The sequence below is a fragment of the Paracoccus marcusii genome, assembly GCF_028621715.1.
Lineage (GTDB): Bacteria > Pseudomonadota > Alphaproteobacteria > Rhodobacterales > Rhodobacteraceae > Paracoccus > Paracoccus marcusii.
This window is the reverse complement of sequence record NZ_CP117466.1, coordinates 273,189-296,579: the sequence shown is the minus strand read 5'-3', so window position 1 is coordinate 296,579 and position 23,391 is coordinate 273,189. Positions and strand designations below refer to the sequence as shown.

Annotated in this window: 21 protein-coding genes and 1 tRNA gene; 14 read left to right on the top strand and 8 right to left on the bottom strand. The window is 69.8% G+C overall.

Going from position 1 to position 23,391, the window contains the following annotated elements; genetic code table 11:
- The first annotated feature begins 117 nt into the window (after nt 1-117).
- From PRL19_RS01420 to PRL19_RS01410, 3 genes are read left to right on the top strand one after another with little or no spacing between them, the layout of a single operon-like run.
- Nucleotides 118-1,125, top strand: a complete 1,008-nt coding sequence (locus PRL19_RS01420) for an ABC transporter substrate-binding protein (RefSeq protein ID WP_273743662.1) — start codon at nt 118-120, stop codon at nt 1,123-1,125.
- Nucleotides 1,122-2,177: a FecCD family ABC transporter permease gene (locus tag PRL19_RS01415; protein ID WP_273743661.1), complete on the top strand. Its 1,056-nt coding sequence runs from the start codon at nt 1,122-1,124 to the stop codon at nt 2,175-2,177. The genes PRL19_RS01420 and PRL19_RS01415 overlap by 4 nt, the downstream gene beginning before the upstream one ends.
- Nucleotides 2,174-2,938, top strand: coding sequence for an ABC transporter ATP-binding protein (locus PRL19_RS01410; protein WP_273743660.1), 765 nt, complete (start codon nt 2,174-2,176; stop codon nt 2,936-2,938). Before PRL19_RS01415 ends, PRL19_RS01410 begins: the two co-directional genes overlap by 4 nt.
- Before the next feature lie 15 nt (nt 2,939-2,953).
- Here PRL19_RS01410 and PRL19_RS01405 read toward each other — a convergent pair.
- Together PRL19_RS01405 and PRL19_RS01400 are read right to left on the bottom strand one after the other, a co-directional pair.
- Nucleotides 2,954-3,027: transfer RNA gene (locus PRL19_RS01405), tRNA-Gly, on the bottom strand.
- Between the two features lie 47 nt (nt 3,028-3,074).
- A complete protein-coding gene (locus tag PRL19_RS01400; protein ID WP_042246386.1) occupies nt 3,075-3,527 on the bottom strand; it encodes a nucleoside deaminase in 453 nt (150 codons plus the stop codon).
- Nucleotides 3,528-3,645: 118 nt separating this feature from the next.
- Between PRL19_RS01400 and PRL19_RS01395 the strand changes: the two genes are divergently transcribed.
- Nucleotides 3,646-5,376: a pseudouridine synthase gene (locus tag PRL19_RS01395; RefSeq protein WP_273743659.1), complete on the top strand. Its 1,731-nt coding sequence runs from the start codon at nt 3,646-3,648 to the stop codon at nt 5,374-5,376.
- 65 nt (nt 5,377-5,441) lie between these two features.
- Here PRL19_RS01395 and hemP read toward each other — a convergent pair whose 3' ends face one another.
- Both hemP and PRL19_RS01385 read right to left on the bottom strand, forming a co-directional pair.
- On the bottom strand, nt 5,442-5,618 hold the full coding sequence (hemP, locus tag PRL19_RS01390; RefSeq protein ID WP_064503568.1) for a hemin uptake protein HemP: 177 nt from the start codon (nt 5,616-5,618) through the stop codon (nt 5,442-5,444).
- A gap of 150 nt (nt 5,619-5,768) precedes the next feature.
- Nucleotides 5,769-6,854 carry a zinc ABC transporter substrate-binding protein gene (locus PRL19_RS01385; RefSeq protein WP_273743658.1) on the bottom strand — a complete coding sequence of 362 codons (1,086 nt, stop codon included), beginning with the start codon at nt 6,852-6,854 and terminating at the stop codon, nt 5,769-5,771.
- A 112-nt stretch (nt 6,855-6,966) separates the two neighbouring features.
- Between PRL19_RS01385 and PRL19_RS01380 the strand changes: the two genes are divergently transcribed.
- From PRL19_RS01380 to PRL19_RS01365, 4 genes are all read left to right on the top strand, one after another.
- Nucleotides 6,967-7,473, top strand: a complete 507-nt coding sequence (locus tag PRL19_RS01380; protein ID WP_369799443.1) for a Fur family transcriptional regulator — start codon at nt 6,967-6,969, stop codon at nt 7,471-7,473.
- Nucleotides 7,470-8,249 carry a metal ABC transporter ATP-binding protein gene (locus PRL19_RS15710; protein WP_046001121.1) on the top strand — a complete coding sequence of 260 codons (780 nt, stop codon included), beginning with the start codon at nt 7,470-7,472 and terminating at the stop codon, nt 8,247-8,249. The genes PRL19_RS01380 and PRL19_RS15710 overlap by 4 nt, the downstream gene beginning before the upstream one ends.
- Nucleotides 8,250-8,255: 6 nt before the next feature.
- The gene (locus PRL19_RS01370) at nt 8,256-9,038 is read left to right on the top strand and encodes a metal ABC transporter permease (protein ID WP_045982018.1); all 783 of its coding nucleotides are present in this window, start codon (nt 8,256-8,258) and stop codon (nt 9,036-9,038) included.
- Nucleotides 9,039-9,236: 198 nt separating this feature from the next.
- Nucleotides 9,237-9,440 carry a hypothetical protein gene (locus PRL19_RS01365; protein WP_369799442.1) on the top strand — a complete coding sequence of 68 codons (204 nt, stop codon included), beginning with the start codon at nt 9,237-9,239 and terminating at the stop codon, nt 9,438-9,440.
- A 152-nt stretch (nt 9,441-9,592) separates the two neighbouring features.
- Here the strand turns inward: PRL19_RS01365 and PRL19_RS01360 are convergent, their stop codons facing one another.
- From PRL19_RS01360 to PRL19_RS01350, 3 genes are all read right to left on the bottom strand, one after another.
- Complete coding sequence (locus tag PRL19_RS01360) at nt 9,593-10,243, bottom strand: YjbF family lipoprotein (protein WP_273743657.1); 651 nt, start codon at nt 10,241-10,243, stop codon at nt 9,593-9,595.
- Nucleotides 10,244-10,251: 8 nt separating this feature from the next.
- On the bottom strand, nt 10,252-12,438 hold the full coding sequence (locus PRL19_RS01355) for a YjbH domain-containing protein (RefSeq protein WP_273743656.1): 2,187 nt from the start codon (nt 12,436-12,438) through the stop codon (nt 10,252-10,254).
- A gap of 112 nt (nt 12,439-12,550) precedes the next feature.
- Nucleotides 12,551-13,111, bottom strand: a complete 561-nt coding sequence (locus PRL19_RS01350) for a hypothetical protein (RefSeq protein ID WP_273743655.1) — start codon at nt 13,109-13,111, stop codon at nt 12,551-12,553.
- Between the two features lie 259 nt (nt 13,112-13,370).
- Here PRL19_RS01350 and PRL19_RS01345 point away from each other — a divergent pair, with 259 nt between their 5' ends.
- Nucleotides 13,371-14,462, top strand: a complete 1,092-nt coding sequence (locus PRL19_RS01345) for a sensor histidine kinase (protein ID WP_273743654.1) — start codon at nt 13,371-13,373, stop codon at nt 14,460-14,462.
- On the opposite strand, the gene PRL19_RS01340 is transcribed toward PRL19_RS01345, so the two are convergent.
- Entirely contained in the window at nt 14,459-15,841 is a 1,383-nt protein-coding gene (locus tag PRL19_RS01340) for an L-serine ammonia-lyase (protein ID WP_046001118.1), read from the bottom strand. The genes PRL19_RS01345 and PRL19_RS01340 overlap by 4 nt on opposite strands.
- Before the next feature lie 241 nt (nt 15,842-16,082).
- On the opposite strand from PRL19_RS01340, the gene dusB reads away from it, so the two are divergent.
- The 5 genes from dusB (at nt 16,083) to ntrX (ending at nt 23,374) form a co-directional block, all read left to right on the top strand.
- Nucleotides 16,083-17,084, top strand: a complete 1,002-nt coding sequence (gene dusB / locus PRL19_RS01335) for a tRNA dihydrouridine synthase DusB (RefSeq protein ID WP_273743653.1) — start codon at nt 16,083-16,085, stop codon at nt 17,082-17,084.
- Entirely contained in the window at nt 17,081-18,193 is a 1,113-nt protein-coding gene (locus PRL19_RS01330; protein ID WP_045982013.1) for a two-component system sensor histidine kinase NtrB, read from the top strand. Before dusB ends, PRL19_RS01330 begins: the two co-directional genes overlap by 4 nt.
- A 12-nt stretch (nt 18,194-18,205) precedes the next feature.
- Nucleotides 18,206-19,651, top strand: a complete 1,446-nt coding sequence (locus PRL19_RS01325) for a response regulator (protein WP_273743652.1) — start codon at nt 18,206-18,208, stop codon at nt 19,649-19,651.
- A gap of 73 nt (nt 19,652-19,724) precedes the next feature.
- The gene (locus tag PRL19_RS01320; RefSeq protein WP_148911917.1) at nt 19,725-21,986 is read left to right on the top strand and encodes a sensor histidine kinase NtrY-like; all 2,262 of its coding nucleotides are present in this window, start codon (nt 19,725-19,727) and stop codon (nt 21,984-21,986) included.
- The gene (gene ntrX / locus PRL19_RS01315; RefSeq protein WP_045982010.1) at nt 21,983-23,374 is read left to right on the top strand and encodes a nitrogen assimilation response regulator NtrX; all 1,392 of its coding nucleotides are present in this window, start codon (nt 21,983-21,985) and stop codon (nt 23,372-23,374) included. Before PRL19_RS01320 ends, ntrX begins: the two co-directional genes overlap by 4 nt.
- The last annotated feature ends 17 nt before the right edge of the window (nt 23,375-23,391 follow it).

Genomic DNA, 23,391 nt, shown 5'->3' with positions numbered 1-23,391 from the left:
AAAGACCGCATGCGCCGATCCACGGCCTTCGTCCGACGCGACCGCGAAGGTGGGTGGGACCCCGGTGACGCCGCTGCGCCTTTTTCAGCCCCGTCCTTCGTTTCATGAAGGACGACCATGACGACCAGAATCTTCCTGACGACCGCGGTGGCGCTGGGCTTGGGCCAGGCGGCCCTTGCCGCGCCGACCGACTATCCGCTGGTGATCGACAATTGTGGGCACCGTGTGACCATCCCCGCGCGTCCCGACAACGTCGTATCGATCGGCCAGTCCACGACCGAGATCCTGTATGCGCTGGGCCAGGCGGACCGGATGGCCGGGACCGCGCTGTGGTTCACCCCGGTGCTGCCCGCCTTTGCAGAGGATGACGCCACGGTGGACCGCATCAGCGACGACACGCCCAGCTTTGAATCGGTGGTGAACCGGCGCCCCGGCTTTGTGCCGACGATGTTCGCCTGGATGATTGGGGACCATGGAGCGGTCGGCACGCGCCGACAGTTCGCCGATCTGGGCATTCCGGCCTATGTCATGCCCACGGACTGCCAGGGCAAGGACAACAGCGTGGGCATGGACGGCACCCGCCTTGCGCCCTTCGAGATCGCGACGCTGTGGGACGGCATCGACCAGATCGCGCGGGTCATGGACGCGCAGGACGCGGGCCGGGCGCTGATCGCCGACCTGCAGGCCCGAGAGGCGGCGGTCGTGGAGCGCGCGCGGGCGATGGACCTGCCGGATGCGTCCGCGGCGGTCTGGTTCTCCTCGGCCGATCTGGCGCTGGACCCCTACATGGCGGGCGGGATGGGCGTCCCGGCCTGGATGATGGACCGCCTTGGCCTGCGCAACGTCGTGACCTCGGACGAGGAATGGCCCGCCGTGGGGTGGGAGACGATCGCCCGTGCCGACCCCTCGGTGCTGGTGATTGCGCGCATGGACCGCCGCCGCTTTCCCGCCGACGATGTCGAGGCAAAGCTGCGCTTTCTGAAAACGGACCCGGTCACGCGCCGGATGACCGCCGTGCGCCGGGATCGCATCGTCATCCTGGACGCCGAGGCGCTGCATCCCGGCATCCGCATGATCGACGGGCTGGAGGCCTTGGCGGCGGGCATGGACGGGCTGTCCGAATGACCGCCGATGTCGGGGTGCCGACCGTCCGCCGCCCCTTGGCCCCGGTCTGGCTGTGGGTGTCGCTGCTGATCGTGGCGGCCCCCCTGGCCGGCACCGCCCTGGGGGAAACGCCGATCCCCCTCTCGACGGTCTGGCAGGCGCTGGCCAACCAGATGCTGGGTGCGGGCTATCCGCTGGACCCGATCGATCAGGGTATCGTCTGGGCTTATCGCCTGCCGCGCGCGCTGGTGGCGGGGGCCTGCGGAGCGGGGCTGGCGATCTCGGGGCTGGTCCTGCAGACGCTGTTGCGCAACGCACTGGCCGACCCCTATCTGCTGGGCATCTCGGCCGGGGCGTCTACGGGGGCCGTGACGGTCGCGGTGGCGGGGATCGGCGCGGGGTTCGTGCCGATGTCGGCGGGCGCTTTGCTGGGCGCGATCGCGGCCTTTGCGCTGGTGGTGGGGTTGGCGCGCCTGTCGGGTGGCGGTCCGGGCGCGCGGGGTGCCGCGCAGATCGTGCTGGCAGGCATCGCCGGGTCGCAGCTGTTCAACGCCCTGACCAGCTTCATCATCGCGCGGTCGGCCAGCGCGGAACAGGCGCGCGGCATCATGTTCTGGCTGCTGGGCAACCTGTCGGGCGTCCGGTGGAACGATGTCGGCCTGTCGGTGGTCGCCGCCGTGACCGTCCTTGGCGCGGCCGCATGGCATATCCGCGCGCTGGACGCCTTTGCCTTCGGCACGGAATCGGCGGCGTCCCTGGGCGTGCCGGTCCGGCGCGTTCAGGCCGTGCTGATCCTGGCGACCGCCATGGCCACGGCGGTCATGGTGTCGGTCACCGGTGCGATCGGTTTTGTCGGGCTGGTCGTCCCGCATGCGGCACGGTTCCTGGTGGGCACGCGCCACGCACGGCTGGTGCCGGTGTCGGCGCTGATCGGCATGGTCTTCCTGATCGCCGCGGACGTGATCGCGCGGATGCTGGTGCCCGGCCAGACCCTGCCCATCGGCGTCGTGACCGCGCTGGTCGGGGCGCCGGCCTTTGCGGTGATCCTGATCCGCGGGCGGTCCGCGTCATGATGCTGACCGCGCGTGATCTGACCCGCCGCCTGCGCGGGCACGCCCTGGTGGCCGGCGTCACCCTGGACATCCGCCCCGCAGAGATGCTGGGCCTGATCGGCCCGAACGGGTCGGGCAAGTCGACGCTGCTGCGGATGCTGGCCGGGCTGGTCCGCCCCGACGGCGGCCAGGTCGCGCTGGATGGCAAGCCGCTGCGCGCGATGCCCGCGCGCCAGGTCGCCCGTCACATCGCCCTGGTCGCCCAAAGCGCCGATACGTCGGACCGCATCACGGTCCGCGACGCCGTGGCCTTGGGGCGCACCCCCTGGCTGGACGCCATGCGGCCCTGGTCCCCGGCGGACGAGGCGCATGTGACGCAGGCGCTGGCGCGGGTCGACCTGGCGCACCTGGCGGGGCGCGACTGGTCGACCCTGTCGGGGGGCGAACGCCAGCGCGCCCATATCGCCCGCGCGCTGGCACAGGCGCCGCGGATCCTGCTGTTGGACGAGCCGACGAACCACCTGGACATCCGTCATCAGCTGGCGATCCTGGATCTGGTGGGCGGCCTGGGCCTGACCACGGTGATCGCCCTGCATGACCTGAACCAGGCGATGCGCTGTGACAGGCTGGCGGTGATGCAGGCCGGTCGGCTGGTGGCCCTGGGCCCGCCAGACCGTATCCTGACCGCGGACCTGCTGGCGCGCGTCTTTCAGGTGCGGGCAAGCACGCTGACCGATCCACAGGACGGCAGCCGCGTGATGCGGTTTCATCCGGTCGTCTGATGCAATGAGAGGGATTGGAGCGGGTGACGGGAATCGAACCCGTGTCTCTAGCTTGGAAGGCTAGGGTCTTACCATTACACAACACCCGCGCGGGGATCGGTATAGTCCGCCCGCGCGGCAGGTTCAAGCGGTCGCGTCACCGTCGTTGCGCAAAGAACCGCCGCAGCAGGTCGCGCGATTCCGGCGCAGCCAGGCCGTCATAGACCTCGGGGCGGTGATGGCACTGCGCGTGCCGGAACACCTGCGCGCCATGGGCGACGCCCCCCATGCGCGGGTCCGACGCGCCGTAATACAGCCGGGCGATCCGCGCGGCCGAGATGGCCGCCGCGCACATCGGGCAGGGCTCCAGCGTGACCCACAGGTCGTGACCGGGCAGGCGTTCGGACCCCAGGGCCGCGCAGGCGGCGCGGATCGCCAGGATCTCGGCATGGGCGGTCGGGTCGGACAGTTCGCGCGTGCGGTTGCCCGCGGCGGCCACCACGCGGCCCTGCGGGTCGGTCACGACGGCGCCCACCGGCACCTCTCCGCGCAGGGCGGCGTCACGGGCTTGGGACAGGGCAAGCGCCATATGGGTGGTGAAGGGGACCATGACCGTCTTGTCGCAATCCCCCGCGTGGCGCGCAAGCCGGGGAAAGAAACGCTTCCCACACGGCCCGCTTGGGCGTATGCACCCCTCTTTGCCCCGCAGCGATGCGAAGGAGACGCGCATGACCGACGATCAGATTCCCGACCGCAAGGCCCCCCAGGTCGCCCCCCGCACCGAAGCCGACCGCATCGCCAAGGTGATGGCGCGCGCCGGTGTCGCCAGCAGGCGCGAGGCCGAGCGGATGATCATCGAGGGCCGTGTCAGCGTGAACGGCAAGAAGATCGACAGTCCCGCCCTGGACGTTCTGCCCACCGACCGGATCACCGTCGACGGCAAGAAGCTGGAGGAGCCGCAGGAGACGCGGCTGTGGTTGTATTACAAGCCCCTGGGCCTGATCACGTCGGAAAACGACGAACTGGGCCGCCAGACCGTGTTCGACGCGCTGCCGCGCGACATGCCGCGGGTGATGACCGTGGGGCGTCTTGACCTGAACTCCGAGGGTCTGCTGCTGCTGACGAACGACGGAGAGCTGAAGCGGCGGCTGGAGCTGCCAGCGACGGGCTGGCTGCGCCGGTACCGGGTGCGGGTGAACGGCACGCCTTCGGACATGACCTTCGACCCGCTGCGCCGCGGCGTCACCATTGAGGGAGAGGATTTCGCCCCCATGGAGATCAAGCTGGACAGCCAGCAGGGCGCGAACGCCTGGATCAGCGTGGGTATCCGCGAGGGCAAGAATCGCGAGATCCGCCGCGCGATGGCTCATGTCGGCCTGCAGGTGAACCGCCTGATCCGCATCGGCTATGGTCCGTTCAAGCTGACCGGCATGGACAAGAACCAGGTGACCGAGGTCAAGCGCAAGGTCCTGCGCGACCAGCTGGGCGGCCTGCTGACCGGAGAGGTCGAGGACAAGCCGCGCGAGATGCGCCCCCGCGGGGCCGCCGGTGAACGCGCCGCCCGGTCCGATGGCGGCGATGCCGGCCCGCGCCGCTTCGGCCCCAAGCCGGGCTTTGACGGCAAGCCCGCCGGCCGCGGCTTTGGCGACCGTCCGCGCGACGGTCAGTCCGACCGCCCGGCCCGCAGCTGGGGTGCCAAGCCCGCGGGCACCGACGGCGCACGCCCGCGCTTTGGCGCGCGCGACGATTCGGCTGGCGGTTTCGGCGACCGCCCCCGGCCCGCAGGCGACAAGCCGCGCTGGAAGAAATCCGGCCCCGGCGAAGGGGGCGGCCGCATGTCCGGTCAGGGCGACGATGCCCGCCCCGCGCGCTTTGCCGGCAAGCCCGGAGAGGCGCGCAAGCCCTTTGGCGGCCCGCGCCCCGATGGCAAGCCCCGCGCCGATGGCGACCGCAAGCCCTATGGCGCACGGCGCGGCGAAGGTGGCGAAGGCCGCAAGCCGTTCGGCGGCCCGCGCCCGGAAGGGAAGCCCTTCGGCAAGCCCCGCGCCGATGGCGACCGCAAGCCCTATGGCGCACCGCGCGGCGAGGGTGGCGAAGGCCGCAAGCCACTCGGGGGTCCGCGCCCTGAGGGCAAGCCTTTCGGCAAGCCCCGCGCCGATGGCGACCGCAAGCCCTATGGCGCACCGCGCGGCGAAGGTGGCGAAGGCCGCAAGCCGTTCGGCGGTCCGCGCCCTGAGGGCAAGCCTTTCGGCAAACCCCGTGCCGATGGCGACCGCAAGCCCTATGGCGCTGCGCGTGGCGAAGGGGCCGAGGGTCGCAAACCGTTCGGCGGTCCGCGTGGTGATGCGGGCGGCAAGTTTCAGGGCAAGCCGCGGCCGGGCGGGGCCAAGCCGTTCGGCGCTCCGCGCGGAGATCGCCCGCAGGGTGGTGGCCGCCCCGGCGGCAAGCCCCGCGGCTGACAGGCGACAGCACGCATGACGAAAGGGCCGCCCCGTAGGGCGGCCCTTTTGCCAAGGTCGGTCGATTATTTCGTCAGGATCAGCTTGCCCGCGCGGGTGATCCGCAACTGATAGACCTGCTCGTCCAGGACGATCAGCGCCTGGTTGCCGCCCTGCGTGAGGGCGGTGGCGTCATGCTGCGGCATCCGGGCCAGGATGGCGGTGCCGGGACGGGTGAAATCGGCGGGGCGCGTTGCGGTCATGGTCAGCCTCATGCTGGGACAGTGATGATGCCCCAATGCTGACAAATTCGTTCAGGTTTGTCAAAGTAAAATAGTCAGGATTCTTCACGATCAGATTTCGATCCGCTGACAGGTGGTCTGGACCGCCGCGAAGGCGGCCCGGACGTGCGATCACTGGTCGGCAAGGCAATCGACGATGGTGTCGGCCATCTGGGTCAGCAGAACCTCGTACTGGCCCGCGCCCGGGGACAGCGTGCCGCCCTCAGGGCTCAGTTCGCCGCCGGTGCGGATATCGCTGCCCTCGGTCACGGTGGTGATCAGGCCGGCATCATGGGCATATTCCGGAAAGGCGCAGACGGCTCCGGAATCAGCGATCTGGGTGCGGATCTGGTCGATGCGCGCCGCGGACGGGGTCGAGGCGTCCCCAAGCGACACGGCGATCGCAGGCTGCAAGCCAAAGTGATCTGTGAAATGGCCATAGGCGTCGTGGAACACGACGAACCGGTCCTGCGCATGCGGGGCAAGGCGTTCGCGCAACGTGTCGTCCAAAGCGGCGATGCGTTCGGCCGCCGCATCCGCGTTGGCGCGATAGGTGGCGGCGTTCTGGGGGTCCTGCTCGGACAGCGTCGCGACGATGGCGTCAAGCCAGGGTGCCGCGTTGGCGGGGTTCAGCCAGGCATGAGGATCGGTGCCGGCATGGACATGATCATGCCCCGCATGGTCCCCGTGGTCGTGGTCGTGGTCGTGGTCGTGGTCGTGGTCGTGGTCGTGGTCGTGGTCGTGGTCGTGGTCGTGGTCGTGGTCGTGGTCGTCCCCGTGGTCGTGGTCGGCATGATCGCCGTGATCGTGACCGGCGTGATCCGCGTGGTCGTCATGCCCCGCATGGTCGCCATGGTCCGCGTCACCCTCTGACGCTGCACCGGCATAGTCGCGCAGGGCGACGCCCTCGACCTCCAGCAGGCGCAGCTGCGTGGCCCCCGACAGGGTGTCCGACGCCCGCGACAGCCAGGGCGTCAGCTCGGGTCCCATCCAGATCACCACATCGGCACCCTGCAGCGCCTGGGCGTCCGACGGGCGCATCTGGTAATGATGCGCGCTGGCCCCCTGGGGCAGCAGGACGCGCACCTCGGCCAGATCGCCCATGACCTCCTGGACCAGGGCGCCGGTGGGGACCAGATCGGTGACGACCTGCGGGGCGGCCAGGGCAGGGGCGGCGGTCAGTGACAGGATGGCGGCAAGGGATGCAGGGCTGCGCATCGGGATCTCCTTTACAGGGCGGGTTTGTTGCGATGGCAGGGTTCTGTGTGTTACAGGGTAACAAGTCAACCGCATTGTAATAAAGTAACGCATCGCTGCGTGAAGGACCCCCGTGCCAGACCACGACCACGACCATGTCATCGCCGCGACCTTTGCGCCGCATGACCACCGCGAATGCGCGCACCGTGCGCTGGACGAGGCTGCGGCCCGGCTGGCCGAGCAGGGCGCGCGCCTGACCCCCGTCCGCCGCCGCACGCTGGAGATCCTGCTGGAGAGCCACCGCGCGATGGGCGCCTATGAGGTGCTGGACCGCCTGGCGACCGAAGGGTTCGGCCGCCAGCCCCCCGTCGCCTATCGCGCGCTGGAGTTTCTGGTCACGCACGGGCTGGCCCACCGCCTGCAGCGGCTGAACGCCTTTGCGGCCTGCCTGCACCCGGGGCACGACCATCATCCGGCCTTCCTGATCTGCCGCAGTTGCGACAAGGTCGCAGAGGCCGCCGCCGCCCCGATCCGCGATGCGCTGACCGCGGTCGCGGCCCAGGGCGGGTTCCGCGTCGAACGCGCCACGATCGAGGCGCTGGGCCTCTGCGCCACCTGTGCCGCCGAAGGCGTCGCATGACCCCGCTGATCGAATCCCGTGCGCTGACGATCCATCGCCCCGGCACGACCGAACCGGTGCTGGCGCAGGTCGATTTCCGCATCCGCCCCGCCGAGATCGTGACCGTCGTCGGCCCGAACGGGTCGGGCAAGTCGTCGCTGATCCGGGCGCTGCTGGGGCACATGCCGCTGGCCTCGGGCGCGGTGACGCGCCGGCAGGGGCTGCGCATCGGCTATGTCCCGCAGCGGGTTCAGCTGGACACGGCAATTCCGATGACCGTGCGCCGGTTCCTGTCGCTGCCCGTGCGCGTGTCCGACGACCAGGCCGAGGATGCTCTGGTCCGCACCGGCGTTCCGGGCCTTGGTGCGCGGCAACTGACCCAGCTGTCGGGCGGCCAGTTCCAGCGGGTGCTGCTGGCGCGGGCCTTGCTGGCGGACCCGCATCTGCTGGTCCTGGACGAACCCACGCAGGGGCTGGATCAGCCGGGCATCGTGGCCTTCTATCAGCTGATCGAGGAGGTGCGCCGGCAGACCGGCGCGGCCGTGCTGATGGTCAGCCACGATCTGCTGGTGGTCATGCGGTCGTCGGACCGGGTGGTCTGCCTGAACGGGCATGTCTGCTGCGAGGGCACGCCCCAGCATGTCAGCACCGCCCCCGAATACCGCGCCCTGTTCGGCGCCGGGGCCGAGGGCACGCTGGCGCTGTACCAGCACCGCCACGACCACGACCACGACCTGACGCCGCATGTCCACGGGCCGGGATGCGGCCATGACCACGCCGACCGGGCGCAGGGGTGACCACCGATGCTTGACGATTTCTTCATGCGCGCCGTTCTGGCGGGGTTGGGGCTGGCCCTGGTGGCGGGACCGCTGGGCAGTTTCGTGGTCTGGCGGCGGATGGCCTATTTCGGCGATTCGACCGCCCATGCCGCCATCCTGGGCGTCGCGATGGCGCTGGCCTTCGAGGTGTCGATCTATGCCGGGACACTTGCGGTTGCGGTGGCGATGGCCTGCCTCGTGTCGGCGCTGGTGACGCGGGGGCAGGCGATGGACACGATCCTGGGCGTGCTGTCGCATTCCGCGCTGGCCGTGGGCCTGGTCGCGATCAGCTTCGTGCCTGCCGCGCGGTCCGATCTGTCCAGCTATCTGTTCGGCGACATCCTGGCGGTGGGCCGTGCCGACCTGGTTTTGATCTGGACGGGCGCGGCGCTGGTTCTGGCGGTCCTGGCCCTGCGTTGGCAACGGCTTGTGACCAGCAGCCTGAACGAGGAGCTGGCCATGGCCGCGGGGATCGACCCGCGGGTCGAGCGCCTGGTCCTGTCGCTGGCGCTGGCCGTGGTGGTCGCGCTGGCGATTCGAGTGGTGGGCTCGCTCCTCATCTCGGCGATGCTGATCGTGCCGGCGGCGGCGGCCCGCACATGGGCCCGGACCCCCGAGCGGATGGCCGCCGGCGCCGCCCTGATCGCCGCCGCATCCGTCATCCTGGGGTTGTGGGCCAGTTTGCGACTCGACACGCCGGCGGGTCCCTCGATCGTGACCGCGGCGGCGATCTTTTTCGTCGTCTCACAGGCACTTCGCCGGGCATAGTGCCGAATTGTCACAGTTTTTCCGGGGGTTTGCGGGGGCCGGAACCAAGTGCCGAAACAGGTGTTGGCCAATATGCAACAGTGGTTGCAAGCCCACGGGGGAATCAATTCAATGCTGCTTTTCAACTGTTCGGGTTTGTGTAACTGTCGCCTCGATGTTGCCAGAAATGGCAGCCGTCAATCGAAACGGAGCATGATCATGACCAAATTCGCTACTTTCGCGGCCGCTCTCGGCCTGACCGCAACCTCGGCTCTGGCCGGTGGCTATGTCGCCCCCGTCGTGGAAGTCGAGCCCGTCATCGTCGAGGAGCAGCCCGCTTCCTCGAACGCTGGCCTGGTCGTCCCCGCCCTGCTGCTGCTGGGCGTCATCGCCGCAGTCGCTTCGGACGACGACGACAGCTGATATCGGATCGGATCGTTCGCACGGTCCGAGCCACAAGGGGCTGGCCTTTGGCCAGCCCCTTTTTCTTTGTCCGCAGGCCTGCCCGCCATGGCACCCGCGCATGAAAAAACCGGCCCCGCAAAGGGCCGGTCTTTCCGTTCCGGTGTTGCCTGTCAGGGACGCAGGGTCTGGATGGTCACATAGCCCATGGCCGGCCCGATCCATTGGCGCGATACGGGGATCTGCCCGTTCTGGACCAGATAGTTGTTCTGGAAGGTCGCGCCATGCCCTTCGCAGGTCTCCAGGATCACGCCGGGGTTGGGGCCGGGCGCAGTGGTGCAGGAAAACTGCAGCGGCCGTTCCAGCCCGTCGCCCGACAGATAGCGCATGACGCGCGTGCCACTGCCGGACTGGCCTGCCCGGATCAGCGCCTCGGTCCCCGGTTCCGCCACCGACAGGTCGCGGCCCAGACCGCGCGTGCCGATCAGCATGCCGCCGCGCAGGATCACCGCCTGTTCGTCGGGAGTCATGTAGGTGCGCATGGCGCCGTTCGTCCCCGTCAGCGCCAGGACCTGCGTGCGGGCAGGGCTTTCGAACGTCGCCTGGATCAGCGGACCGGGATTGACGCGCAACGCCTCGGCCGCGGCCTGCTGGGGGTTGCGGGCGGGTTGCGCCGGCTGGGCCGCCCCGCGGGCCGTGATGGCCTGGGTCGCGGTCTGGGCCAGAACCGACAGCGGGCTGGCCCCGGCCTCGTCCGCGCCGGTATTGCCGCAGGCCGACAGGGCGGCCAGGGCCACACCGGCCAGGATTGCGCGCGTCTGCATCGCTCTGCTCATCGCCAGAACCTCCCCCAGCCTTCGTAAAGATCGACGGTGTGGCTTTCGCGAACACGGTCGTACAGGCGTCCGTTGACATTGACCCGCGATCCGCCGTCGCGCGACAGCGAGCGGATGTTGGTCGACACGCGGTCGCGGCTTGCCTGGCCCGTGGCCCAGCCAAGCGGGATCGACAGGGTCACGCCCTTGTCGAAGCTGCCCTCGCCGAACTCCTCGGCCGACAGGTCGGTCTTGGTGGCATAGGCGCCGATCTGCCATCCGTTCGCGAACTCGCGCGCCAGGGTCACGGTGGCACCGACGTCTCCCGCCAGGTACTGGCCGACATCCAGCTGGGCGGTGAAGCCTTGCGTGAACTCATAGTATGCCGAGACATGGCCGGTCGTGACCTCATAGTCGCGGAAGTCGAACAGCTGGTCGAAGTCGCGCTTGCGGACGCGGTTGATCTCGGCGCCAAAGCCCAGGGGTGAATTGGCGGGCTTCCACAGCGCCTCGGCCGAGACGCCGCCATAGGCGCGTTCCAGCAGGCCCACGGTCACGCGAGTATAGATCGCGTCCGACGGCTTGGCGTACCAGGCCAGCGTCAGTTCCGGGATCACCGGGCTGGAATTGCCCGTGTACATCCGTGTGTCGGACCGCACCCGCGGCACGCCCTGCGGCGTGGTTTCCAGGGCGGGGTTCGATTCATACTCGTCGGGGCTGTAATATTCGCCCCGCTGGCCCGGAATGCCCGGTCCGCGCTGACCGATGTCGCCGAAGGCGCGCTGGCGCAGGGCGCCGGTGGCGATCAGGCCGGGCATCAGCTCATAGCTGGCACGCGCCTCGGCGCCGACCTCGTGGGTCAGCCCGTCCTCGGCGCTGAAGATGCCCAGGTCCAGATAGGGCTTCACCGACCATCGGAACCGCGGATAGAGGCCCTGGCTGGCCACCAGCCCCGGCGCGCCCGGTGCGGCGTCCGACAGGGTGGATGCGGCGGCGATCTGCCCGGCCTCGGTGTTCTCCAGCCGCTCGACATCGCTGCGGCGCAGGGTCACCGACGAGGTCGGCATCCCGTCGCTGGTCGAGGTGATCACGAAGGTCTCGACCGACGGGGGCAGTGCGCGGGTCATCAGGCGCGCGGTGCGGCCCACGGCCTCGGCCTGGTTGATATAGCGCTGGTTGCGGAGGCGGACCTCGGCGCGGGTCGGCGCCAGGGCCATGCTTTCCAGCAGCATCCCCTCGTCGGCCATGCCGTCGCCCAGGGCCTTCTGGATGGCGGGCTGGGCGGTCGGGTCCTGCGACCAGCTGCCCGACCAGCCCTCGGGGTCCTGCGCGGGCGCCGGCCGCGGACGCACCGGGGCCGGCGCGCTTTCCAGGCCCGACGGATAGGTGGCGTCGCGCGGGTTCAGCGCGATGGTGAACTGGGCGCCGATCGTCTCTCCGCCGATGGTATAGAGCCCGGCCTCGTAGTTGCGGCCAAAGCGGTAGTTGGCGGCAAGGTTGATGTTGCTGCCCGGCTCGTCGCCCTGCTGGTATTCGTTGCCGTCGCTGTAGCGGGCGCGATAGATGTCGTTGGAGTATTCCGCGACCAGGTTCAGGCGGTCGTTGACCTGCCAGCTGACCGAGGCGAAGGGCTTGGCCCCGCCGGTGAACCAGTCCTCGACATTGGGCGTCCCGCCCTCGTCGCCGACGTCGATGATGCGCGGCTTGCCCGCCAGCGTGCCCCAGCCCAGGCCGACCGATGCGCGCACCGTCGGCGTCACGTTGCGCGTCGCAACGATGTATTCACCCGAATAGACGCCGGTGCCCAGGAAATCCTGGAGGCCGACGGCCACCGCGGGGCGCCAGCCGTCCTCGTCCACGATCTGATAGCGCAGGTCCAGCGAGCGGTCCGAGATGAACCCCTCCTGCCGGTAATCCTCGATCCCGTCGACGCGACCATAGCGCAGGACCGTCGTCAGCCCCGGCAGCGCCTGGAAGAAGACGTTGCCGCGCCGGGCATAGTCGGACAGCGACAGCGTCGCGCCCAGGCTGCCGTCGGGCATCGTCTCGGCCGTGGGCGTGTCGATGCCGCCGGGCAGGCCATAGGTCGACATGTTGCGCCCCAGCATCGGGTCGGCGGTCGCGACGCCGACGCCCGACCCCACGATCAGGGCCAGGGGCAGGGTGGTGGCCATCAGCTGGCGGGTCAGTCGCGAGCGGCGCATCGGCGGCTTCCTTTCGGCGGCAGGATCAGGGCGGGCAGGGCAGGATCGTCAGGCGCAGTGGCAGGCTTTGCGGCACGGATCGACACACGAATGCGTGAGCCGTGCGCGCGCGTCAACCGGCGGCGGCCGGTGCGGCCTCGGCTGTGGCGGGTGCGGCCGGGGCAGCGGGCTGTGCACAGCCGGGCTGGGTCTGACCGTTCACAGTCAGGCGTGCGGTCAGCGGATAGGTCTCGTCGACCATGCTGTCCTTGCATTTCGCCGCCCGCAGGTTCAGCACGAAGGGCCGCCCGCCCAGCACGCCGATGTATTCGACGCCCTGGCTGAAGACCAGGCGGTTCACCGGGATCTGGCGCCCGGCCTGGTTGTCGGCCGTGCGATAGACGGCCGAGTCGCCGCTGACCTCGACGTTCCAGGCCGGTTCGTTCCCGCCCGCCACGAAGGCGGTGGTGCGATAGGTCACCGGTTCCGCGGTGGGCACGACGCGCCCGACCGTGCCCGTCTCGATCGGCTGTTCCAGCGGAGAGACGGCGGGCGGACGCGGGCCGGTCGGCTCCTCGGGCTGGGCTGCGGCGTCGTCCAGGCCGACCCCGCGTCGCAGGTCGGTCATCACCTGGGTGTCGCAGGCGGCCAGGGGCAGGGTCAACAGGGCAAGGATGGCAAGGCGGGGGAACATGGGGCTTTGGCCTTCTGGTTCTGGGCGGATTTGTCGCGGGATCACTGTCTGCCAAGCGTTAGCAACCGCAGCCACAGGGGGCAAGCGTCACGCCCCCGTCCCGGCATGTCGCCGCCGCATGGATCGGCCGCACCGGACGGTTCACCTTGTTGATAAATGATGATTATTGGTGCGAAACCGGCTGCATCGAGGGTTATTCGTTGAATATCATACGGGAACCGGCATAGGTTTCGGTGATGTTCTCTCTGGTGGCACCCACATGACGGGATCGGCACAGCACGCCCGGGGCCCCGCCGCGCGGCCCGAATCGGCGCGATTTTCCTGGGACGACGGGCCGATGGCGCGTGCGACCGGAAACTTTGACTGGCAGACCACGCCCCTGGGGCCGATCTCGGGCTGGTCGGTCGCGCTGACGACCGCGGTACGGATGATGCTGGCGCAGCGGCACGCGTCCTGCATGTTCTGGGGCCCCGAGCTGATCATGCTGTACAACGACGCCTATGCGCCCGTCCTGGGCCGCAAGGAGGCGCGGGCCCTGGGTCAGCCCTTCCAGCAGATCTGGGCGGATGTCTGGGACGACGTCAAGCCGCTGGTCGACCAGACGCTGTCAGGCCGTGGCACCTATTCCGAGGAGATGCGCCTTGTCATGACCCGCAACGGGTTCGACGAGGAGACGTTCTGGACCTTCAGCTACAGCCCGCTTTACGACGACGACGGCAGCGTGGCGGGTCTGATGAACATCACCGTGGACATGACCGCGCTGGTGCTGGCGCGCCGCAACCAGCAGGTCATGCAGGAAGAGCTGCTGCACCGGATCAAGAACATCCTGTCGGTGACCTCGACCGTGGTGTCCTCCAGCCTGCGCAACGCGACCAGCATCCAGGAGGCCCGCGACACGGTCGGCGCGCGCATCATGGCGCTGGCCAAGGCACAGGGTCTGTTCACGGGCCTGGGCGAAAGCGCCGACATCACCGAGGTGATGGCCCGATCCATTGGTGCCCATCTGGTCGGGAACGACCGCATCCGCCTGTCCGGCCCGCCCGTGCCGCTGAGCAGCCAGCAGGCAGTCGGCCTGTCGCTGGCCTTGTACGAACTGGCGACGAATGCGGCAAAATACGGCGCGCTGGCCAGCCCGCTGGGCATGGTCGACCTGACCTGGTCGGTCATGGGCGACGACTTCGCGCTGGACTGGCAGGAGACCGGCGGTCAGGTCGTGGCCGCGCCCACGCGCGAAGGGTTCGGGTCGCGCCTGGTGAACATGATCGTCCCGGCCTATTTCAACGGCGAGGGGCAGGCCGAATTCCTGCCCCAGGGCCTGCATTACACGCTGCGCGGGCAGCTGACCCCCTAGCAGTTCGGGACGTTCACGGCCAAGCCGCCAAGCGACGTCTCCTTGTACTTCTCGGACATGTCGCGGCCGGTCTGGCGCATCGTCTCGATGGCGGCGTCCAGGGGCACGATGTGGCTGCCGTCGCCGCGCAGCGCCAGGCTGGCGGCCGCCACGGCCTTGATCGCGCCCAGCCCGTTCCGCTCGATGCAGGGCACCTGGACCAGGCCGCGCACCGGGTCGCAGGTCATGCCCAGGTGATGCTCCAGCGCGATCTCGGCGGCGTTCTCGACCTGCTGGGGGGTGCCGCCCAGGACGGCGGCCAGGCCCGCGGCGGCCATCGCGGCGGCCGATCCGACCTCGGCCTGGCAGCCGCATTCCGCGCCCGAGATCGAGGCATTGTGCTTGATCAGCCCGCCCACCGCCGCCGCCGTCAGCAGGAAATCGGGCAACAGCCGTTCGGACGCGCCCGGCACATGGTCCAACCAATAGCGGATCACCGCGGGCACCGTGCCGGCGGCGCCGTTCGTGGGTGCGGTGACGACCTGACCGCCGGCGGCGTTCTCCTCGTTCACGGCCATCGCATAGGCCGACATCCAGTCGTTGATGACATGGGGCGCGGTCATGTTCAGGCCGCGTTCCTCGACCAGCTTGGCGTGGATCGCGCGCGCGCGCCGACGCACGTGCAGCCCGCCGGGCAGGACGCCGTCCGTCGACAGGCCGCGATCCATGCAGTCGCGCATCGCGGTCCAGATGCGGTCCAGCCCCGCCAGCATGTCGGGACGGGACCGAAAGCACAGCTCGTTGGCCTCCTTCATGCGGGCGATGGACTTGCCCGAGGCCTGGGCCATCTCCAGCATCTCGGCCGCGCTGGCAAAGGGATAGGGCACGCTGGACGTGGCATCGCTGCGCACCGCGCCCGCCTTGTCGGCCAGCTCCTGGTCGGTCATCACGAAGCCGCCGCCGATCGAGTAGTAGATCTGGTGATAGATCACGTCGCCCTGCGCGTCGGTCGCCGACAGGGTCATGCCGTTGGCATGGCCGGGCAGGGTGTGGTCGTAATCGAACCGCAGGTCGCGTTCGGGGTCGAAGACCAGCGGGCCCAGCCCCTGCGGTTCCAGCAGGCGGGTCTCTCGGTTGCGGGCCAGCGCGGCCTCGGCCGCGTCCATGTCCATGCTGGCGGGGGTGAAGCCCGCAAGACCCAGGATCGTCGCGCGGTCGGTTGCGTGTCCCTTGCCGGTGAAGGCCAGGCTGCCATGCAGGCTGGCGCGCAGCCCATGCGCGCGGAACGGCTGCACCCGCAGGGAGTCGAGGAACCGCTGGCCGGCCACCATCGGCCCCATCGTGTGCGAGGAGGAGGGCCCCACCCCCAGCTTGAACAGATCGAACACCGACAGAAACATGGCACCCCCTTGCATTTCCGCGCCCATCCAAGCACGACGCAGGCCCCGCCGCCACCACCGTCCACGTCGCTTCCGGTTCCGGTTGCGACATCGGCCCGCTTGCAGCCTTGGCGCGCGGTCTGCTTAAGATGATTGCAACATGCCCGGTTTGCAGGCAACCGGGACGCGCCTGCGATTTGGGCAGGCCAGCCGCCCCCTGCCGTTCTTGCGGGCGGTCTGCCCCGGGGTGAAGGAACAGAACATGCGATTGCCCGACCCGATCATGCTTGGTGACACACCTCTTGGCCCGCCGGTCTTCCTGGCGCCGATGGCCGGGATCACCGATGTCCCCTGCCGCCGCGCGGTCGCGCGGTTCGGCGCGGGCCTGATGGTGTCCGAGATGGTCGCCTCGACCGAGATGGTGACGCCGCGCCCGTCGACCCGTGCCGCCGTGCGCGCCAAGGCGCTGACCGAAGGGGCGCTGCCCGTCAGCGTCCAGATCGCGGGCCGCGAAGCCGCACCGATGGCCGAGACCGCGCGCATCGTGGCCGGCATGGGGGCGCGTGTCATCGACATCAACATGGGCTGCCCCGCCAAGAAGGTCACCGGCGGGCTGTCCGGCGCGGCGCTGATGCGCGACCTGGATCACGCGATGACGCTGGTCGATGCGGTCGTGGGGGCGGTCGACGTGCCCGTCACGCTGAAGATGCGGCTGGGCTGGGACGACGACTGCCTGAACGCGGCCGATCTGGCGGCGCGGGCGCGCGATGCGGGGGTCGCGATGCTGACCGTGCATGGACGCACGCGGGCGCAGTTCTACAAGGGGCAGGCCGACTGGTCCGCGATCCGCGCCGTGGCCGACCTGCCGGCGCGCCCGCCGCTGGTGGCCAATGGCGACGTCGTCGATGCCGCCAGCGCCCGTGCGGCCCTGGCGGCGTCGGGGGCGGATGCGGTGATGGTCGGTCGCGGCGCCCAGGGGCGGCCCTGGATCCTGGCGCAGATCGCGCATGATCTGTGGGGCACGCCCGCGCCCGACGTGCCGCAGGGCGCGGCGCTGGCCGATCTGGTGGCCGAGCATTACGAGGACATCCTGGACTTCTATGGCACCGATCTGGGCCTGCGCGTCGCGCGCAAGCATCTGGGCTGGTATGCCGATGCGAACGGCGCCCCGCTGCGCGACCAGATGATGCGGGCCGACACGCCCCGCGCGACCCTGGACCTGATCGCCCGCGCCTTCGGCGATGCCGCGGGGGTGGCTGCATGACGCCTCGGCCGCGCGATTTCCGTGAGGCGGCCCCCGGACCGGGCTGGGCGGCGCTGCCGCTGCCCGCGCTGATCCTGGACGCCGACGGACGCGTGGCCGCGATGAACGACGCCGCCGAGATCTGGCTGAACCTGTCGCGCAACTCGACCCTGGGCCGCGCACTGGACGGGGACGAGATGTCGATGCGCCTGCGCCTACAGCCCGGCCTGGGGCCGCTGCTGGCCCGCGTGCGCGCCAGCGAGGAGGCGCTGTACCAGACCAGCGTCCAGTTCGAGATCGGCGACCGGACCGGCAACCACCAGGCGCGGCGGGCGGCCGTGCATGCGGGGCCCGCGGACGGGGCCGGCGGGTCGGTGTCGCTGCTGATCGTGCCGCAGGACGATGATGGCGCGCACCAGGCCCGCCATGTCCGCAGCGCCGCCCGCAGCGCCATCGGCATGGCCGAGATGCTGGCCCACGAGATCAAGAACCCCCTGGCGGGCATCCGTGGCGCGGCCCAGCTGATGGCCATGAACGCCACCCCCGAGGACCGCGAGATGGCCGAGATGATCGTCGCGGAATCGCGCCGTATCGTGGCGCTTCTGGACCAGGTCGAACGGTTCGGCGACACCTCGGCCCCGCGCCTGTCGGCGCTGAACGTGCACGACGTGCTGGAACAGGTGCGCCGGTCGGCCAAGGCGGGCTTTGCGCGCGACGTGCAGATCGTGACCGATTACGACCCCTCGCTGCCTGCGGCGCTGGCGGATGCGGACCAGCTGGTGCAGGTCTGCCTGAACCTGGTCAAGAACGCGTCCGAGGCGCTGGACGGCAAGGCCGGCGGCGCGATCCGCCTGCGCACCCATTACGACCACACGCTGCGCCGTCCCCCCGACGAGACCGATCCCACGGGCCGCCCGCTGCCCCTGCAGATCGAGATCGAGGACAACGGCCCCGGTTTCCCCCCGGCCATCGCCGACCAGGTGTTCGAGCCCTTTGTCTCGGGCCGCGAGAACGGCACCGGGCTGGGCCTGGCGCTGGTCAGCAAGATCATCACCGACCACGGCGCGCTGATCCGGGTGGACAGCCGCCCCGGTCGCACCGTGTTCCGCATCTCCCTGCCCAAGGCATAAGGACCTGAACCCATGGACGGCACCGTTCTGATTGCTGACGACGATCGCACCATCCGCACGGTGCTGACGCAGGCGCTGACCCGCGCTGGATGCCGCGTCCACGCCACGGGCAGCCTGGCACAGCTGCTGAAATGGGTCGAGGAGGGGCGCGGCGACCTGGTCATCACCGACGTGATGATGCCCGACGGCAACGGCATCGACCGCATCCCCGCCATCCGCGAGGCGCGGCCAGACCTGCCGGTGATCGTGATCTCGGCCCAGAACACCATCGTCACCGCGATCCGCGCGACCGAGGCCGAGGCGTTCGAATACCTGCCCAAGCCCTTCGATCTTCCGGACCTGATGTCCAAGGCGAACCAGGCCCTGTCGCGCCGCCCGCGCAAGTCCGACCCGATCCCCGAACCGCTGCCCGCCCCGCGCGAGGCGGCGGACCCGGCCATGCCGCTGATCGGCCATGCGCCGTCGATGCAGGCGCTGTTCCGCATGGTCGCGCGGGTGCTGAACGCCGACCTGCCGGTGATCATCGCCGGAGAGGCGGGGGTGGGCAAGACCACCATCGCGCGCAGCTTTCACGAGCTGTCGGACCGGCGCGATCGGGGGCTTGCGGTCCTGACCTCGTCCGACGCGACCGAGGAGGCGATCGCGCGCGCCGCCGACAAGGCCCGCGGCGGCACGATCATCATTGAGAGCCCGGCGGGGTTCGACACAGGCGCGCAGGCCCGCCTGATCGGCCTGATCGAGACGATGGAGGCCGGCCCCGACCGCGCCCATGCGCCCCGCATCGTGGCGACCACCGGGTCCGATCCGCAGGCTGACGTGGCGGCGGGCCGGTTGCGGTCGGACCTGTATTACCGCCTGGCGGGCGTCACCGTCAGCGTGCCGCCCCTGCGCGCGCGGGTGGACGACATCCTGCCGCTGGCGGCGCATCTGCTGGCCCGTGCCGCCGCGCAGGGCCTGCCGGAGCGGATGCTGTCGGACGATGCGGCCGCCATGCTGCGCGCCCATCCGTTCCCGGGCAACGTCCGCGAGCTGGAGAACATGATGCGCCGCCTGGCCCTGACCGCCAGCGGCCCCGCGATCAGCACCGCCGAGATGCGCGAGGCGCTGTCCCAGCAGTCGGGCCACCGCACCCCCGCGGCGGCGCCGGTATCGGCGCTGGCCCCCGCGCCCGAACCCGCGGGCGTCGTCAGCCTGCCCCAGGTCGGATCGCGCCTGTCGGATTCGGTCGAGGCGCATCTGCAGCGCTATTTCGACCTGCATGGCGACGCGCTGCCGCCGCCGGGCCTCTATGACCGCATCCTGCGCGAGGTGGAACGCCCGCTGCTGCAGGTGGCGCTGGATGCGACCGGGGGAAACCAGCTGCGTTGTGCCGATCTGCTGGGGATCAACCGCAATACGTTGCGCAAGAAACTGACCGAGCTGAATATCGAGGTGACACGGAGGCGCAAACTGATGTAAAACCGCCACAGGGACCAGCGCGAAGGACACGCGCGCCCGCAACAAAAGCCGCGAAAGACGGCAAGTGGGGGATATGGCAGGTTTGGCATCGGGGCTCAGCTGGGACAGGCTGGCCCGTATCCGATTGCCCCGACCGTGGCGCGGGGCGCTGACCTGGGGCATCGTGCTGTCGGGCGTGGCGCTGGCCGTGGCGACGCTGGCGGTGATGGGGCCGTTCGGGCGGGGCATGCAGGGCGCGACCCTGCGGGTGGTCCTGCTGGCGGACCTGGCCTTTCTGATCGTGCTGATCGGGTTCATCGTCGCGCGCATGGCGCGGCTGATCTCGGCCCGGCGCAGCACGGCGCCCGCATCGCGCCTGCATGCGCGGCTGGTCGCGATCTTTGGCGGGCTGGCGCTGGTGCCCACAGTGCTGGTCGCGCTGTTCGCGGGATTTCTGGTCAACATCGGGCTGGAGGGCTGGTTCTCCGACCGCGTGCAGCAGGTCGTGACCACGTCCCAGGCCGCGGCCGAGGCCTATCACGCGGAACATCGCGGCGATCTGACCGAGGATGCGCGCGCGCTGGCCAGCATCCTGACCCGTGCAGGGCGCGCCAATCCCCTGATCGAGGACGGAGAGATGCGCGAGCTGCTGGTGCAGGGCCAGGGCCTGATCCAGCGTGGCCTGCGCGAAGCCTATATCATCAATGGCGCCGGAGAGATCCGCGCCCGGGGCGAGCGGAGCTATCTGTTCTGGTACGAGGCGCCGGGTGCCGACCAGCTGGACCGCGCGCAGGCCGACGGCATCGCCCTGATCGAGGATTGGGCGAATGACGAGTTCCGGGCGCTTGTCGCGCTGCCGCCGCTGGCCGACCGATACCTGTACGTGACACGCGACGTGGATGGCGACCTGTTGGGGCTGGTGGACGACACGCGGGCGACCGCGGGCGATTACCGCCAGCTGGAGGCGATGCGCAGCCAGGTCCTGTTGGAGTTTTCGCTGGTCTATCTGGGCTTTGCGCTGCTGCTGGTGGCGGCGGCGATCTGGCTGGGGCTGTGGTTCGCTTCGCGCCTGTCGCGGCCCATCGGCCTTCTGGCGCAGGCGACCGACCGCGTGGGGCGCGGCGATCTGGACGTGCAGGTCCCCGAGGTCCGCACCGGAGACGAGATCCAGACCTTGGGTCAGGCCTTCAACCGCATGACCCGTCAGCTGAAGACGCAGCGCGAGGAGCTGGTCGAGAGCTATCGCCTGTCCGATGACCAGCGGCGGCTGTTCGACAACGTGCTGACCTCGGTCACCTCGGGGGTCATCGGGCTGGACGCGGCCGGAGAGATCGACTTCGTCAACCGCTCGGCCAGCCGGCTTCTGGGGCTGGATGCGAAACGCGACATCGACGCCCTGCTGTCCGAGGTGGTGCCGGAATTCGCGCCGCTGTTCGCGCGCCTGTCCGCCTCGGTCGCCGAGACGATCCAGGACGAGGTCCGCCTGATGCGCGAGGGCCGGGTGGAGAGCCTCTTGGTCCGCATGGCCGTGCGCCGCGGCGCGGACGGCGCGCTGGAGGGATACGTGGTGGCCTTCGACGACGTGACCGAGCTGGTCAGCGCGCAGCGGATGGCCGCCTGGGGAGACGTCGCCCGCCGCGTGGCCCACGAGATCAAGAACCCGCTGACGCCCATCCAGCTGTCCGCCGAACGCCTGCGCCGCAAGTTCGGCCCGCTGGCGGCCGAGGGCGACCGCGCCGCGCTGGACCAATACACCGAGGTGATCATCCGCCAGACGAACGACCTGCGCCGGATCGTGGACGAGTTCAGCCGCTTTGCCCGGATGCCCGAACCCGACCGGGCCGAGACCGACCTGGCCGCGCTGCTGCGCCAGGTGCTGCTGTTGCAGCAGGATGCCCTGCACGCCACCATCGTCCGCGACATCCCGGAGGAGCCGGTGATCGTCGACTGCGACGCGGGGATGATGCGCCAGGCGCTGACCAACCTGCTGAAGAACGCCGGAGAGGCCATCGACGAACAGGCCGCGCAGGCGATCCCCGGCTGGACGCCGAAGATCGCCGTCGCGCTGGAGGTGCAGCCCGAATCCGTCTGCATCCGCATCACCGATACCGGGCCGGGCCTGCCCGCCGACCGGTCGCGGCTGTTCGAACCCTATGTGACGCTGAAAAGCCACGGCACCGGGCTGGGCCTGCCCATCGTCAAGAAGATCGTCGAGGAACATGGCGGCAGCCTGTCCCTGACCGATGCGCCCGATCCGCCGGGCGCCATGGCCGAGATCCGGCTGCCCCGCGAACGCCATCCCGTGCGGGGGCCCAAGACCAAGAGCAGACAAGAAAAAGACGAGGCGACACCATGAACGACATCCTGATCGTCGATGATGAACGCGACATCCGCGAACTGATCGCCGACATCCTGCGCGACGAGGGCTTTGACACCCGCATGGCCGCGAATTCGGACGAGGCCGTGGCGGCCCTGAACGACCGCGAGCCATCGCTGATGATCCTGGACATCTGGCTGAAGGACAGCCGCATGGACGGGATCGACATCCTGAAACAGGTCAAGCGCAACAATCCCGACGTGCCGGTCATCATCATCTCGGGGCATGGCAACATCGAGATCGCGGTCGCCGCGATCAAGCAGGGGGCGTACGATTTCATCGAGAAGCCCTTCAACATCGACCAGCTGATGGTCGTCATCAACCGCGCGATGGAGACCGCCCGCCTGCGCCGCGAAAACAGCAGCCTGCGGCGCGGCGGCGACCGCGTGGCCGACATGCTGGGCCAGTCCGCGGCCTTCAAGCGGCTGCGCGACGCGCTGGACAAGGTGGCGCGGTCCAACGGCCGGGTGATGCTGGCGGGCGAACCCGGCACCGGCAAGGAGAGCGCCGCGCGCTATATCCACGCGCACAGCCCGCGCGCGTCGGCGCCCTTCGTCACCGTCCCCTGTGCCACGATCGAGCCCGAGCGCATGGAGGAGGTGCTGTTCGGCCGCGAATCCCCCGAACGCGGGATCGAGCCGGGCCTGTTGGAGCAGGCGCATGGCGGCATCATCTATTTCGACGAGGTGGGCGACATGCCCATGGGCACCCAGCCCAAGATCCTGCGCGTGCTGACCGAACAGCAGTTCGTGCGCGCGGGCGGCGCGGACAAGGTACGGGTCGACCTGCGGGTGCTGTCGTCGACGAACCGCGACCTGGTGGCGGAAATCGCCGCCGGCCGGTTCCGGCAGGAGCTGTTCGACCGGCTGAACGTGGTGCCCATCGCGGTGCCGTCCCTGGCCGACCGGCGCGACGACATCGCGGCCCTGGCGCGCCATTTCATCGAGCAGTTCCACAAGAACCAGGGCCTGACGCCGCGCGATCTGCCCGAGGAGACCGTGGCCGCGCTGCAATCGATGCGCTGGCCCGGCAACATCCGCCAGCTGCGCAACGTGATCGAACGCGTGCTGATCCTGGCGGAAAGCCACGGGCCGATCCTGCCGTCCGAGCTGGAGCCGCAGGGGGCCACCCCGGACAACAGCGACACGCTGAGCCTGGGGCCGTCGGTCACCGCGATGGCGCTGCGCGAGGCGCGCGAGCTGTTCGAGCGCGAATACCTGGTCGCCCAGATCAATCGGTTCGGCGGCAACATCAGCCGCACCGCGCAGTTCGTCGGCATGGAGCGCAGCGCGCTGCACCGCAAGCTGAAGTCGCTTGGGGTCGTCGGCGGGATGCGCGGCGAGGACGAGTTGATGATGGGCAAATAGCCTGCCGCTTGCGCGGA

Bases quoted from the DNA above. Each gene is read 5' to 3' on its own strand.
- PRL19_RS01395 (WP_273743659.1), top strand. From the start codon at position 3,646: ATGACCGACGATCAGATTCCCGACCGCAAGGCCCCCCAGGTCGCCCCC.
- PRL19_RS01370 (WP_045982018.1), top strand. From the start codon at position 8,256: ATGCTTGACGATTTCTTCATGCGCGCCGTTCTGGCGGGGTTGGGGCTG.
- PRL19_RS01360 (WP_273743657.1), bottom strand. From the start codon at position 10,243: ATGCAGACGCGCGCAATCCTGGCCGGTGTGGCCCTGGCCGCCCTGTCG.
- PRL19_RS01415 (WP_273743661.1), top strand. From the start codon at position 1,122: ATGACCGCCGATGTCGGGGTGCCGACCGTCCGCCGCCCCTTGGCCCCG.
- PRL19_RS01350 (WP_273743655.1), bottom strand. From the start codon at position 13,111: ATGTTCCCCCGCCTTGCCATCCTTGCCCTGTTGACCCTGCCCCTGGCC.
- dusB (WP_273743653.1), top strand. From the start codon at position 16,083: ATGCGATTGCCCGACCCGATCATGCTTGGTGACACACCTCTTGGCCCG.
- PRL19_RS01325 (WP_273743652.1), top strand. From the start codon at position 18,206: ATGGACGGCACCGTTCTGATTGCTGACGACGATCGCACCATCCGCACG.
- PRL19_RS01365 (WP_369799442.1), top strand. From the start codon at position 9,237: ATGACCAAATTCGCTACTTTCGCGGCCGCTCTCGGCCTGACCGCAACC.
- PRL19_RS01320 (WP_148911917.1), top strand. From the start codon at position 19,725: ATGGCAGGTTTGGCATCGGGGCTCAGCTGGGACAGGCTGGCCCGTATC.
- ntrX (WP_045982010.1), top strand. From the start codon at position 21,983: ATGAACGACATCCTGATCGTCGATGATGAACGCGACATCCGCGAACTG.
- hemP (WP_064503568.1), bottom strand. From the start codon at position 5,618: ATGACCGCAACGCGCCCCGCCGATTTCACCCGTCCCGGCACCGCCATC.
- PRL19_RS01340 (WP_046001118.1), bottom strand. From the start codon at position 15,841: ATGTTTCTGTCGGTGTTCGATCTGTTCAAGCTGGGGGTGGGGCCCTCC.
- PRL19_RS01330 (WP_045982013.1), top strand. From the start codon at position 17,081: ATGACGCCTCGGCCGCGCGATTTCCGTGAGGCGGCCCCCGGACCGGGC.
- PRL19_RS01355 (WP_273743656.1), bottom strand. From the start codon at position 12,438: ATGCGCCGCTCGCGACTGACCCGCCAGCTGATGGCCACCACCCTGCCC.
- PRL19_RS01345 (WP_273743654.1), top strand. From the start codon at position 13,371: ATGACGGGATCGGCACAGCACGCCCGGGGCCCCGCCGCGCGGCCCGAA.
- PRL19_RS01420 (WP_273743662.1), top strand. From the start codon at position 118: ATGACGACCAGAATCTTCCTGACGACCGCGGTGGCGCTGGGCTTGGGC.
- PRL19_RS01400 (WP_042246386.1), bottom strand. From the start codon at position 3,527: ATGGTCCCCTTCACCACCCATATGGCGCTTGCCCTGTCCCAAGCCCGT.
- PRL19_RS01410 (WP_273743660.1), top strand. From the start codon at position 2,174: ATGATGCTGACCGCGCGTGATCTGACCCGCCGCCTGCGCGGGCACGCC.
- PRL19_RS01385 (WP_273743658.1), bottom strand. From the start codon at position 6,854: ATGCGCAGCCCTGCATCCCTTGCCGCCATCCTGTCACTGACCGCCGCC.
- PRL19_RS15710 (WP_046001121.1), top strand. From the start codon at position 7,470: ATGACCCCGCTGATCGAATCCCGTGCGCTGACGATCCATCGCCCCGGC.